This window comes from Bacillus sp. GMa5/1, assembly GCF_050172015.1.
GTDB classification, from domain to species: Bacteria; Bacillota; Bacilli; order Bacillales; family Bacillaceae_G; genus Bacillus_A; species Bacillus_A cereus.
The window spans coordinates 1-12,164 of sequence record NZ_JBNLYC010000128.1 but is presented as its reverse complement, the minus strand read 5'-3'; the positions used below and the strand labels follow the sequence as shown (position 1 = coordinate 12,164).

Sequence of the window (12,164 nt, the reverse complement as noted above, 5' to 3'; positions counted from 1 at the left end):
AAAAAGTATATTTAAAAATCAATGTTAATATTACCCTCCTATAAGTATTAACATACGTAATTGAGGTGTTTTCTTTGTTGTTTTATGACCGGATTTCTATAATGGCCCCTCCTGTTCCGTAGCTTAGGAAAGTCTTTTTACTTCTGAGATTTTCAAAGTTATAGGAGGGTATGAAAAATGAAAAAAGTCTCAGTACCATCACTTTTGTTAATGATTATTCTTGTCGCATTTCCGCAAATTAGTGAAACGATTTACACACCGTCTTTACCTGACATTTCAAAGGCGTTACATGTAAGTAATAATGAGGTGCAGTTAACGCTTAGTGTGTATTTTGCTGGATTTGCTTTAGGTGTATTTTTTATTGGATGGCTATCAGATATAATTGGCCGTCGCTGGGCAATGTTATTTGGAATTGTTGTATACGGCGCTGGGAGTTTCTTGTGCTTTATTGCAAATTCCATTGAAGTTTTATTGGTAAGTCGTTTTATTCAAGCGTTTGGAGCAAGTGCAGGATCAGTTGTGACGCAAACGATTCTTCGTGAAAGTGCAGAAGGGCATAAGAGGCATGTTATGTTTGCTCAAATCTCGGCAGTCATTGCTTTTACACCAGCGATAGGACCGTTAATTGGTGGCTTTCTTGATCAAATGTTTGGATTTAAAATAGTATTTTTAAGTTTAGTAGTTATGAGTATCGGTATTTTTCTGTATACGTTTGTTTCTCTTCCTGAAACAAAAACGGGCTCAGTAACGAATAAAATAAATGTATTTTCAGTCTTGAAGAGGTTAATTACAAATCCAAAAGTGGTAACGTATGGGCTATTAATTGGAGGAGCAAATGGTGTTTTATTTAGCTATTATGCAGAAGCGCCGTTTATCTTTATTGAATACTTTCAGTTATCGCCTAGTATGTATGGCTTTCTAGGAATTGTTGTAGCGTCTGCTTCTATTGTTGGAGCGAAAATTTCAAAACGTTTACTTGCTACTTATAAACCAGAGAAAATTATATATATCGGTTGTCTTGTAATGACAGGAGGAGCTATCCTTTTATCTGTTATTACGTTTGTGGGATCAAATCCGAATGTAATATATATGGTTGTATTTTTAATAGCGATGTTTATATTGCTATTAGGAATTGGAGTAGCGTTACCTAATTGTTTAAGTTTAGCGTTAGTAGATTTTCAAGATGTCATTGGTACAGCTGGAGCGTTGTTTAGCTTAGGATACTATGTAATTGTAACGATGACAATTTGGGGAATGAGTCAATTGCATACGGGCTCGTTACTGGTGATGCCACTTTATTTTCTAGTTATTGTAGTTATAATGGCAGTGTTTACTAGGGTATTTATCTTTGGTAAGCAAACTTCGAAATCGATTTAAATATGAAATTGTAAAAGAGTCTCATTTTTTAATGAGACTCTTTTATATTTTATCCCGTTGTTTTGAGGCAGAAAGGTTTCTGCCTCAAAATTTGGCTGGGGTAAAGAAGTTAGTAGTTTATTAATATATTAAATTTCTTATTGGTATATGAATCGAATGTGTGGGAAATTACGTTATCAACTATAAAGGTTGAAGTATTTGAGATATGAAACCGAGGAAGATAGCATCTCCTCGGTTATTTATATTGTAATAATATACATGCCGGAATCATATTGAATAGATGTATTTTATTGTTAATTTAGTTAAAAATTAATCAGACTTATGTATAATAATTTATTGAAAAAATAATTGAATTTTTCAGATTAATGAATTAATATAAGGTAAGTAATTTTAAGATTTATAGAATATTGGAAGATGAAAGGTTTTGAGAATTTTATTAGGAGCACAAAACGATTTTAGGATAGCTTTAAAGCTAGTGTAAAATGACGTTTGCTTCATCATTTTCAGGGCCGAAAGGAATTAGGGGAAAGCATCTTGTGTTAAAATGCGGCTATGAATCATCTAAGAGGGGGAAGTGAAGTGGCAAACAAAGAATTGAAAAGAGGTTTAGAAGCACGTCATATTCAAATGATTGCTTTAGGCGGAACGATTGGTGTTGGTTTGTTTATGGGATCAGCCAGCACAATTAAATGGACAGGTCCGTCAGTAATGCTTGCTTATGCAATTGCAGGTATTTTCATCTTCTTCATCATGCGTGCCATGGGAGAAATGTTGTATATGGAGCCAAGTACAGGCTCATTTGCGACATTCGGTCATAAGTATATTCATCCACTAGCTGGTTATATGACAGCGTGGAGTAACTGGTTCCAGTGGGTTATCGTTGGGATGTCAGAAATTATCGCGGTTGGAGCGTATATGCAATATTGGTTCCCGGATTTACCAGCTTGGATACCAGGTATAATTGCAATGGTTATTCTTGGTGCAGCTAACTTAATTTCTGTTAAGTCATTTGGTGAATTTGAATTTTGGTTTGCGATGATTAAAATCGTTACGATTCTATTAATGATTATTGCAGGATTTGGCCTTATTTTCTTCGGAATTGGTAACGGCGGAGAAGCGATTGGCATATCTAATCTTTGGTCAAATGGCGGTTTCTTTACAGGTGGTTTTTCAGGATTCTTCTTTGCATTATCACTTGTAGTTGGAGCGTATCAAGGTGTGGAATTAATCGGTATTACTGCTGGTGAAGCAAAGGATCCAAAGAAGACACTTACAAGAGCGATTCAAAGTACAATTTGGCGTATTTTAATTTTCTACATCGGTGCTATTTTCGTTATTGTAACTGTGTATCCGTGGGATCAATTAAGTACAATTGGTAGCCCGTTCGTAGCAACTTTTGCGAAGGTTGGTATTACGGCAGCAGCTGGCCTTATTAACTTCGTTGTTATTACAGCAGCAATGTCTGGTTGTAATAGTGGTATTTATAGTGCTGGACGTATGCTGTATACGTTAGGTGTAAATGGACAAGCACCGAAATATTTCACGAAACTTTCTGGAAATGGTGTACCTTTATTCGGTACAGTTGGTGTAATTATCGGTTTAGCGGTTGGTGTTGTTTTAAGTTATATCGCACCGAAAAACTTATTCGTATATGTATATAGTGCGAGTGTACTTCCTGGTATGGTACCATGGTTCGTCATTTTAATTAGTCAAATTCGTTTTAGGAAAGAAAAGGGAGCAGAGATGAAAGATCATCCGTTCAAAATGCCATTTGCTCCTGTAACAAACTATTTAACAATTGCCTTTTTAATTATGGTATTAATCGGAATGTGGTTTAACGATGATACACGCATTTCATTAGTTGTAGGTATTATTTTCTTAGCTATCGTTACAATTAGTTTCTATGCTTTCGGAATAGGAAAGCGAGCTCCGTTAGACGTTCAAAATAATAAAGAGATTTCAAGTAAATAAAGAAGAGGCTGTTCATCTGGAACAGCCTTTTCTTATTGTTGTTATTTGTCGATAAATCGATATACCTTGTCGAATCGTTGATATATTGTACGTTATGATAGATATATTCGAAAAATCGTTAATATAATTTCACATACTACCTATCACTATCATGATTAAAATTTCTCTAATACGATTTTCCCAATGGTGTGCCCGCTTTCAAGTAGTGCATGTGCTTTTTTTAGTTTTCAGCGTTAATCGGTGTTAATGTTTCATTTAAAGTAAGAATCCTTTACTTCTATATTATAGTTGGTGAAATACTGCTATGTAAAAAAATACCCTCTTTTTTATGCAAGCTGCACTGATAGTCTAGAAGGAGTTTATTTCTAAAAAGAAGAATTTTTTAATGTATTACTTTATCCAAAACTAAATGTAAAGGTGGATACATAATGACAGTAAAGAAACTTTATTTCATCCCAGCAGGTCGTTGCATGTTGGATCATTCGTCTGTTAACAGTACGTTAACACCGGGAAAACTATTAAACTTGCCGGTGTGGTGTTATCTTTTGGAGACGGAAGAAGGTCCTATTTTAGTAGACACAGGTATGCCAGAAAGTGCAGTTAATAATGAAGGGCTTTTTAACGGTACATTTGTTGAAGGACAGATTTTACCGAAAATGACTGAAGAAGATAGAATCGTGACTATATTAAAGCGTGTAGGGTATGAGCCAGACGACCTTTTATATATTATTAGCTCTCACTTACATTTTGATCATGCAGGAGGAAACGGTGCTTTTACAAATACACCGATTATTGTGCAGCGAACGGAATATGAGGCAGCACTTCATAGAGAAGAATATATGAAAGAATGTATATTACCGCATTTGAACTACAAAATTATTGAAGGGGATTATGAAGTGGTACCAGGTGTTCAATTATTGTATACGCCAGGTCATTCTCCAGGCCATCAGTCGCTATTCATTGAGACGGAGCAATCTGGTTCAGTTTTATTAACGATTGATGCATCATACACGAAAGATAATTTTGAAGATGAAGTGCCGTTCGCAGGATTTGATCCAGAATTAGCTTTATCTTCAATTAAACGTTTAAAAGAAGTTGTGAAAAAAGAGAAACCAATTATTTTCTTTGGTCATGATATAGAGCAGGAAAAGGGTTGTAGAGTGTTCCCGGAATATATATAGTGCAAAAAAGTCATGAGTTCGCGTGCTCATGACTTTTTCGTTTAAATAATTTTTTTAAATAAATTATAAACTTTTTGTGAACTATCTTCGTTTAACTGATAGTACGTAAGGTTTACATCATCAGGAGTATCTTGCTGCGCAATCATCACTTCGCTGCTGTGATGATCAACTATCCATATGAAATATTTTTTATAAGTTCCATCCTCGAAAGTAATCCACATATCACAATCTATTAAATCTGATCCTTCTTCATCCAATGTTAATTTGCCTTTTTTTGCGGTATTCATACTGTTAATAAACGTTTTTAATTCACCTGTTTTTGTGAGAAAGATATCCTTTTTTGTTTTAATTGATTCTACATGTATATCTTTTATTTCCTGTTTACCTAAAAAAACAGGAGGCTCATTTGGATCTCGCGAACTTGAAATAATAGTAGCTTTCTTTTTCGGTTTGTTTGCAGTATAGAGATCTTGAATAGATTTTCCCGAGTTTATAAACCATACAATTCCACAAATAATCAATACGCTACCTAGCAATAAAATAATTTTTTTAATAGGATTTTCTCCTCTCTATTACTTCGTGTGAAGAGCTTTTCTATTAATATATGATAGGTAAGCGTAAAGTATTATAGTTGAACTTGGTTATGCTTCACAGTTTTTATCGGGCGATCTATGAGTAAATTGTAAGTGAGCCCAATTAATACGAAAATGCCACCGATAACTTTCCCGATCGAGAGTTCATTTGTCAGGAAGAAATCAATAATAGTCCCCGCAAATAATTGTCCGATAAAGATGAGTAATGTTAAATAAAAGGCTGATATTTTAGGAGTAATATAGTTGGATAATGAAATAACGATAACGCCTACTAATCCGCCTAAGTACACGGCGATAGGAATAGATTGCAACGTATGAATAGGGATATACAATGAATCTGAACTGAAAATTAAAAATAACATAGAGAAAAATAATCCAGTAATATAATTGAAAAACGTGCCTTCCCAGTTTCCAATTTCCTTTGCTAAATTCGCGTTAATAATTCTAGCAACGACGATAGAAACACCAGCTAAAATAGCGATAGTAATATATAACATATTTTTGCCCCCATTAATAAATTGTCATGATAATAATCCCAGAAGAGATGAATGCTAATCCAACTAGTTTTTTCTTTTCAAACTTTGCAACTTTCATTCCTAATAAGCCGAAATGATCGATAATGATGGAAGCAATGGATTGGCCGAGTAAACTTAATGCGATCGTAATAGAGGCACCAAGGACGGAGAAACTTATATTATTAAAAAGAACAGTGAATACTCCAATCGCTCCAGCGCTATATAAAAAAAGCGGAATACCTTTATCGAAATGAATTTTATGTTTGTTTAAGATTAAAACGAAAATAACTGCAATTAAACCGACAAGGTGAATGACAACGCTTGCTGTATACTTCCCAATTAACTCGGATAAAATTCCATTCAATGGAAGCATAACGGCGATGAGCACACCAATAAAGACAGAAAGAAAGTTATACAATGTAATATCCCCTTTATATTTCATATTTGTAATGACTGTATCATGCTGAAATTGTGTATTGTTATGACATATGTCATAGTGGAAGAAGAAAATTTTGATTACAATGGGGATGAGTTGTAAAGGTGGGGAACTATGAAGAAAGTATGTAATTCTATTAAATTAGCAGAGTATATAAAGCAAAATAATATTGATTCATTTTTTAGTCATGATATGAAGCCATATATGGAACTTATATTTTTTAAAAAGAATGAGTTTATTTGTAGAGAAAATGAAGAGATAGATTATTTATATTTCTTTGTTGAAGGAAAAGCGAAAGCGTTTAACACATTAAGTAATGGGAAATCCGTATTACTGTGTTTTTATGATAGTTTGCAGTTACTTGGAGATGTGGAGTTAATTCATTCTCAAAGAATCACTTCAAACGTACAAGTGATGGCAGATTCGTATTGTGTGGGTTTACCTTTAGGAAAGGTGAGAAATAAGCTATTTCATGATGCAAAATTTTTAAGATGTATTTGTGAATCATTGGCACATAAATTAAACCGACTTTCCAAAAACAGTACAATTAATTTATTGTATCCGCTTGAAAATAGACTTGCGAGTTACATGTTAGCAGCAGGAGAACGAGCAGTTCAGCATGAAAATAGAATTGTGTTTAGTGGGAATTTAACGGAAATAGCGGAGTTGTTAGGAACGAGTTATCGGCATTTATTACGTACTTTGAATCTCTTTTGTGATAAAAATATAATCAAGAAAAACAATGGTTGTTTTGAAGTAGTGAATGTAGAAGTTTTGAGGGAATTGGCTGCAGATGTTTATAAATAATATATTAAAGTAGGGATTAAGATGAAAATAGCTATAATTTCAGATATCCACGGAAATAGTCACGCTTTAAAATCGGTATTAAAAGATATTACACGTCGCAAGGTCGAAATGATAATAAATCTAGGAGATAGTGTGTATGGGCCGTTAGAGTCTTTAGAGACAATTGAAATATTAATGAGTAGCGAGATGATACATATTAAAGGCAATTGTGATCGCATGCTTTGGGAACCTATACAAGAGCAATCTGCTACACTAACTTTTGTTCAAAATCAATTAACAAATTATCATATAGGTTGGTTAAAACAACATCCTTCACAATTTATTGTAGACGATATGTTATGTTGTCACGGTACGCCAACTTCAGATGAAGTGTATTTGTTAGAAGAGATGAATGAGAATGGTGCAATATTAAAGAATGAAAAAAATATAATGGATCAACTCCAAAATATAGAACAAAAAATAATAGTATGTGGTCATACACATATTCCTAGAGTTATTTATTTAGCGAACGGAAAGATCATTATAAATCCAGGAAGTGTAGGACTTCCAGCATACAAAGATGAGTTACCTGTTATGCATAAAATGGAATCAGGAACTCCGCATGCAAAATATGTAGTGATAGAAAAGGTTTTGGGAGAATGGACAATTGAACAAATTTCAGTTCCTTATAATTGGGAAGAAGCTGCTGGATTGGCTGTTCAACAAGAAAGATATGACTGGGCACAGGCGCTAAAGACTGGGAAGATAGAATGAAGGGGAGTTTACTTTATGGTAAACTGCTCTTTTTTATTTTGAGTAGATATTGAATTATATAAAAATAAAATGTTATGATTATGGAAACGTATGAATATATGAACAAGTATTCATATGTAAAGGGAGGAGGGATTAGAATGAAAGACCTAATTATTATTGGAGCGGGTCAAGCTGGATTAACAATGGGATATTACTTGAAGCAAGAAGGATATAATTTTTTATTACTTGAGGCAGGAAACCGAATTGGGGATTCATGGAGAAATCGATATGATTCTTTGCAGCTTTTTACCCCAAGGTCTTACAGTAGCTTGCCGGGTATGGCGTTAATAGGTGAAAAAAATGAATTTCCATGTAAAGATGAAATTGCAACTTATTTAGAAGAATATGCAAAACATTTTCAATTACCGGTACAATTACAAACGGAAGTTCTAAAAATAAAGAAAGAAAAAGAAATATTTGAATTACATACTCCTACAGAAATTTTACAAACGAAAAAAGTTATTATTGCATCAGGTGGTTTTCAGCAACTATTTATTCCCTCAGTTTCAGCAAATCTATCATCACATATTTTTCAAATACATTCATCACAATATAAATCATCACCGCAAATTCCACAGGGGAAGGTACTTATAGTAGGTGGCGGAAATTCAGGAATGCAAATAGCAGTAGAACTTGCAAAAACGCATGAAGTTATGTTGTCTATTAGTCATCCTTTAACGTTTTTACCGTTACAACTTTTTGGAAAAAGTATTTTTAATCTGCTAGAAAAAGTGGGTTTATTGTACGCTGAAATAAATACAAAGAGGGGAAGATGGTTTCAGAAGAGAAAGGACCCTATTTTCGGTTTGGAGGGTAAGAAACTTATTCGGAATAGAGCAATTAAACTGCAAGAAAAAGTAGTAAGTGCATCAGGAAATAACATCATGTTTCAGAATGGTGATACTTATAGTGCAGAAAGCGTTATATGGTCAACTGGTTTTGTTCAAAATTATAATTGGATTGAAATTGAACAAGCAGTGAATGAGAAAGGATTTCCTAATCATATAAAGGGAATCAGTCCAGTAAAAGGATTGTATTATATCGGATTGCCGTGGCAATCTCAAAGGGGTTCTGCACTTATTTGTGGTGTAGGAAAGGATGCAGCATATTTGCTTTCTGAAATCAAAAAAATAGATCAGTAGCGATAACTACTGATCATCCATATGTACATGAATTAGGAGAGGTCAAACATTTATTAACTTTATTATAATAGATTTTTACGGGGTTAAAAACTGAAAATTAAAATTTAATGTTGAGAAAGTTTTTTTGTATCGAAATATATGAAAAAATAGGGATTTTTATTAAAACAGAAAAAGATATTTCTATTTTAGTAAATTATGATATAGTCTAAATAAGCGTTTTTTTTCATAAATGTAATTATTTTCATTGTAGTTTTGTTTATATGAGGGAAGGAGAAGTAATTATGAAGTTTGATGATCAACGCTTATTAGGAGTCCGATTAGGTTCTGTACTTGTGACAGAGGAAAATCAATATTTAGTAATTAAGAAAAAAGATCATTATGCACTGTTAAATATACATAATTTAGAATGCACTCATGTTGAAGTGCAGTTAGAACATTTGGAAGAAATGTTGCGGGAAGATTTCCAAGAAAGTATAACGGAAATTATCGCACCAGAACATATAAAAATTGTTGCGAAAAATGTTATATAGATAAAGAAGCTGGAAGGAACAGCTTCTTTATTTTCATTATAAGGATAACGTTTTTACAACCTCACCAATGATCCCTTCCATTTGATGAACACCTAAATCGGAATTGGTCATAATAACAGCACCATTCCCGCAGTATGGATAACAAACCATCATACATTGAAATCCGACGCCCCATCCGAGTGAATAAACCTGTAATTCTTCATTAGAATCATCAAGAAAAACACCTAATCCAGTCCATTTTGAGCAACCTTGAGGAGAAATCATGTCTAGTACAAATTTTTGAGAAAGTTTTAGTTTGCCCTTTCCTTGTAAGGAATGAATGATTTCAATGACTAAAGCTGATAAGTCAGTTGGTGTTGTCCAAATGCCTGAAGCAGCTGCGAATGGATAAAATGGAAATCTCTCATTTGTTACAGTTCTATCTTTATTATGTCCGCAAGCAAAAACATCGGTTTTATCTATGTCTTTTGGAGAGAAAAGTGTACTATTTTTCATTTGTAGTGGCTGGAAGATATGTTCTTCTAATAACTGATTAAATGATTTTCCTGTAATATCTTCTAGTAGTAGCTCGATTATACAAAAGTTTGCGTCCGAGTAATGAAATTCACTTTCTGGTTTATAAGCTACTTCTATAGATACGGGGCAATATAGTGTTTTACCGGAAAGGAGTTCAGACATATTAGGTAATCCTTTTGCAGGTGTATAATGTTCAAAACTATTAGGTGGATCAATGAGTCCAGATTGATGGCTTAATAAGTTTCTCAAAGTGATACTTTTTTGTGAAGTAAATAGATTGGTAGGAATGTTCCAAGATGTGAGTTTATCATTTACGTCTTCATCTAAATATACGATACCTTGCTCTGATAATGTTAGTACGAGCATTGTAGTGATGAATTTGCTGATAGAGCAAGAATTAAAGAGAGAATTTGTAGTAACAGCTCTAGTTGTTCCAGCTTCAAGTGTTCCAAAGGCAGTCGCTTCATCTAGTTTGCCATTACGTATAACAGCGAGGCTTAAACCTGCAACGGAATATTGGTTCATTTTCTCGTATATATTGCTAATTTTTAAGTTCATGGTGACTCCTTTCTTTAAAGACAGAATATTATTTTTATTATACAGTAGTAAAAAAAAGAAAACACTTCGTAATTCACCAATGAAGTGTTTTCTTTTTTAGTTAGTTTGAAGTGAACTTTTGAAAAAATTTGTCTCGGTACATGTACATAACCCATGAGATTGTTATTAAAGAAATGATGATTTGTTTGTTTTTAATTGTTGCATTGAGAACAAGCCAACCAACTATATCAAATAATAAATGTAGCACGATTGAAAGAACTACAAATTGAAGTAACGTATTTAAAAATCTTTTCATAAAGCGTCCCCCTAAAATAATAGGTTGTATTAACAGTTTGATATAGTGGTATTATACAGTAAATGTGTCCTGTGGTAAAATTTACATAAGTTAGTGAAATAAAATAAATGAAAGTTAGTAAGGGGGAACATTCATGGAATTCTGGATGGTTATACTGATATTAGCCTTTGGTTTCATTTATATCGCTGAAAAATTAGCTACAATTGAAAAGAAAAATGATGCGCATTTAAAGAGAATTGAAGATAGATTACAATTAATTACGAAAGAAATGAGAATTGTAGAAAGAGAACCTGAAATTAATAAAGAACTACGCCAGCTTGTAGAAGAAGGCAAAAAAGTTACAGCAGTTAAGAGAGTAAGAGAAGCTTTTGGTTTTTCCTTACTAGAAGCGAAGCAATATGTTGATAAATTATAAAAAAGATCATCCATTTGGGTGATCTTTTTCACTGCGCCATGCGTGTATTTACATAAGGGGCGATAATAAAGTGTCCAATTATATGGAACAAACATTTGAGATGAATTGTCTAATATAGGTAATAACTATTTAGCTTGAAAGAAAGGGTTGATAACATGAAAAAGAATACGTTGTTAAAAGTAGGATTATGTGTAGGTTTACTAGGAACAATTCAATTTGTTAGCACAATTTCTTCTGTACAAGCATCACAAAAGGTAGAGAAAACAGTAATAAAAAATGAGACGGGAACCATTTCAATATCTCAGTTAAACAAGAATGTATGGGTTCATACGGAGTTAGGTTCTTTTAATGGAGAAGCAGTTCCTTCGAACGGTCTAGTTCTTAATACTTCTAAAGGGTTAGTACTTGTGGATTCTTCTTGGGATGACAAATTAACGAAGGAACTAATAGAAATGGTAGAAAAGAAATTTCAGAAGCGCGTAACGGATGTCATTATTACACATGCGCACGCTGATCGAATTGGCGGAATAAAAACGTTGAAAGAAAGAGGCATTAAAGCGCATAGTACAGCATTAACTGCAGAACTAGCAAAGAAAAATGGATATGAAGAACCGCTTGGAGATTTACAAACCGTTACAAATTTGAAGTTTGGAAATATGAAAGTAGAAACATTTTATCCAGGGAAAGGGCATACAGAAGATAATATTGTCGTATGGTTACCGCAATACAATATTTTAGTTGGAGGCTGTTTAGTGAAATCTACGTCCGCGAAAGATTTAGGAAACGTTGCGGATGCTTATGTAAATGAATGGTCTACATCAATTGAGAATGTGCTGAAGCGATATAGAAATATAAATGCAGTAGTGCCTGGTCATGGAGAAGTAGGGAACAAAGGATTACTTTTACATACATTGGATTTATTAAAATAAGAAATTGTAGAAATACAAAAGAGAGGAGAAATAATTTTCTCCTCTCTTTCTTCTAACTATATTTAAATGCTGAATCTGTTGATTACGTCAGCATATATTACTGAGAT

General features: G+C 33.4%; 14 protein-coding genes and 1 pseudogene. 9 read left to right on the top strand and 6 right to left on the bottom strand.

Annotated features, from left to right (window positions below; genetic code table 11):
- The first annotated feature begins 177 nt into the window (after positions 1-177).
- A complete protein-coding gene (locus ACQGSG_RS21970) occupies positions 178-1,377 on the top strand; it encodes a multidrug effflux MFS transporter (RefSeq protein ID WP_000758000.1) in 1,200 nt (399 codons plus the stop codon).
- A gap of 579 nt (positions 1,378-1,956) precedes the next feature.
- A complete protein-coding gene (locus ACQGSG_RS21965; RefSeq protein ID WP_001284405.1) occupies positions 1,957-3,348 on the top strand; it encodes an amino acid permease in 1,392 nt (463 codons plus the stop codon).
- A 155-nt stretch (positions 3,349-3,503) separates the two neighbouring features.
- On the opposite strand, the pseudogene ACQGSG_RS21960 reads toward ACQGSG_RS21965, so the two are convergent.
- Positions 3,504-3,610, bottom strand: a pseudogene (locus ACQGSG_RS21960) (zinc-binding alcohol dehydrogenase family protein); the annotation flags it as partial.
- A 166-nt stretch (positions 3,611-3,776) separates the two neighbouring features.
- Between ACQGSG_RS21960 and aiiA the strand changes: the two are divergent.
- Positions 3,777-4,529, top strand: a complete 753-nt coding sequence (gene aiiA, locus ACQGSG_RS21955) for a quorum-quenching N-acyl homoserine lactonase AiiA (protein ID WP_000216595.1) — start codon at positions 3,777-3,779, stop codon at positions 4,527-4,529.
- Positions 4,530-4,570: 41 nt separating this feature from the next.
- Here the strand turns inward: aiiA and ACQGSG_RS21950 are convergent, their stop codons facing one another.
- The 3 genes from ACQGSG_RS21950 to ACQGSG_RS21940 all read right to left on the bottom strand — a co-directional run bounded on the left by ACQGSG_RS21950 (position 4,571) and on the right by ACQGSG_RS21940 (position 6,079).
- Entirely contained in the window at positions 4,571-5,065 is a 495-nt protein-coding gene (locus ACQGSG_RS21950) for a hypothetical protein (protein ID WP_142329162.1), read from the bottom strand.
- 89 nt (positions 5,066-5,154) lie between these two features.
- Positions 5,155-5,619, bottom strand: a complete 465-nt coding sequence (locus ACQGSG_RS21945; protein WP_000965812.1) for a DMT family transporter — start codon at positions 5,617-5,619, stop codon at positions 5,155-5,157.
- Positions 5,620-5,632: 13 nt separating this feature from the next.
- The gene (locus tag ACQGSG_RS21940; protein ID WP_002041571.1) at positions 5,633-6,079 is read right to left on the bottom strand and encodes a DMT family transporter; all 447 of its coding nucleotides are present in this window, start codon (positions 6,077-6,079) and stop codon (positions 5,633-5,635) included.
- Positions 6,080-6,187: 108 nt separating this feature from the next.
- Between ACQGSG_RS21940 and yeiL the strand changes: the two genes are divergently transcribed.
- The 4 genes from yeiL (at position 6,188) to ACQGSG_RS21920 (ending at position 9,344) form a co-directional block, all read left to right on the top strand.
- Complete coding sequence (gene yeiL, locus ACQGSG_RS21935) at positions 6,188-6,880, top strand: transcriptional regulator YeiL (RefSeq protein ID WP_098381870.1); 693 nt, start codon at positions 6,188-6,190, stop codon at positions 6,878-6,880.
- Positions 6,881-6,901: 21 nt separating this feature from the next.
- Positions 6,902-7,633, top strand: coding sequence for a metallophosphoesterase family protein (locus ACQGSG_RS21930; RefSeq protein ID WP_325842450.1), 732 nt, complete (start codon positions 6,902-6,904; stop codon positions 7,631-7,633).
- A gap of 137 nt (positions 7,634-7,770) precedes the next feature.
- Positions 7,771-8,814: an NAD(P)/FAD-dependent oxidoreductase gene (locus ACQGSG_RS21925; RefSeq protein WP_325842449.1), complete on the top strand. Its 1,044-nt coding sequence runs from the start codon at positions 7,771-7,773 to the stop codon at positions 8,812-8,814.
- Between the two features lie 281 nt (positions 8,815-9,095).
- A complete protein-coding gene (locus ACQGSG_RS21920; protein ID WP_000666948.1) occupies positions 9,096-9,344 on the top strand; it encodes a hypothetical protein in 249 nt (82 codons plus the stop codon).
- 36 nt (positions 9,345-9,380) lie between these two features.
- On the opposite strand, the gene ACQGSG_RS21915 is transcribed toward ACQGSG_RS21920, so the two are convergent.
- Positions 9,381-10,418, bottom strand: coding sequence for a serine hydrolase domain-containing protein (locus ACQGSG_RS21915; protein WP_048568276.1), 1,038 nt, complete (start codon positions 10,416-10,418; stop codon positions 9,381-9,383).
- Positions 10,419-10,518: 100 nt separating this feature from the next.
- On the bottom strand, positions 10,519-10,713 hold the full coding sequence (locus ACQGSG_RS21910; RefSeq protein ID WP_025117965.1) for a hypothetical protein: 195 nt from the start codon (positions 10,711-10,713) through the stop codon (positions 10,519-10,521).
- A 133-nt stretch (positions 10,714-10,846) separates the two neighbouring features.
- Between ACQGSG_RS21910 and ACQGSG_RS21905 the strand changes: the two genes are divergently transcribed.
- Positions 10,847-11,128 carry a hypothetical protein gene (locus ACQGSG_RS21905; protein ID WP_098869841.1) on the top strand — a complete coding sequence of 94 codons (282 nt, stop codon included), beginning with the start codon at positions 10,847-10,849 and terminating at the stop codon, positions 11,126-11,128.
- Between the two features lie 155 nt (positions 11,129-11,283).
- Positions 11,284-12,057: a BcII family subclass B1 metallo-beta-lactamase gene (gene bla2 / locus ACQGSG_RS21900; RefSeq protein ID WP_000742469.1), complete on the top strand. Its 774-nt coding sequence runs from the start codon at positions 11,284-11,286 to the stop codon at positions 12,055-12,057.
- The last annotated feature ends 107 nt before the right edge of the window (positions 12,058-12,164 follow it).

Coding starts and splice junctions, on each gene's coding strand:
- ACQGSG_RS21970 (WP_000758000.1), top strand. CDS start 178: ATGAAAAAAGTCTCAGTACCATCACTTTTGTTAATGATTATTCTTGTC.
- aiiA (WP_000216595.1), top strand. CDS start 3,777: ATGACAGTAAAGAAACTTTATTTCATCCCAGCAGGTCGTTGCATGTTG.
- ACQGSG_RS21945 (WP_000965812.1), bottom strand. CDS start 5,619: ATGTTATATATTACTATCGCTATTTTAGCTGGTGTTTCTATCGTCGTT.
- ACQGSG_RS21940 (WP_002041571.1), bottom strand. CDS start 6,079: ATGAAATATAAAGGGGATATTACATTGTATAACTTTCTTTCTGTCTTT.
- yeiL (WP_098381870.1), top strand. CDS start 6,188: ATGAAGAAAGTATGTAATTCTATTAAATTAGCAGAGTATATAAAGCAA.
- ACQGSG_RS21930 (WP_325842450.1), top strand. CDS start 6,902: ATGAAAATAGCTATAATTTCAGATATCCACGGAAATAGTCACGCTTTA.
- ACQGSG_RS21925 (WP_325842449.1), top strand. CDS start 7,771: ATGAAAGACCTAATTATTATTGGAGCGGGTCAAGCTGGATTAACAATG.
- ACQGSG_RS21920 (WP_000666948.1), top strand. CDS start 9,096: ATGAAGTTTGATGATCAACGCTTATTAGGAGTCCGATTAGGTTCTGTA.
- ACQGSG_RS21915 (WP_048568276.1), bottom strand. CDS start 10,418: ATGAACTTAAAAATTAGCAATATATACGAGAAAATGAACCAATATTCC.
- ACQGSG_RS21910 (WP_025117965.1), bottom strand. CDS start 10,713: ATGAAAAGATTTTTAAATACGTTACTTCAATTTGTAGTTCTTTCAATC.
- ACQGSG_RS21905 (WP_098869841.1), top strand. CDS start 10,847: ATGGAATTCTGGATGGTTATACTGATATTAGCCTTTGGTTTCATTTAT.
- bla2 (WP_000742469.1), top strand. CDS start 11,284: ATGAAAAAGAATACGTTGTTAAAAGTAGGATTATGTGTAGGTTTACTA.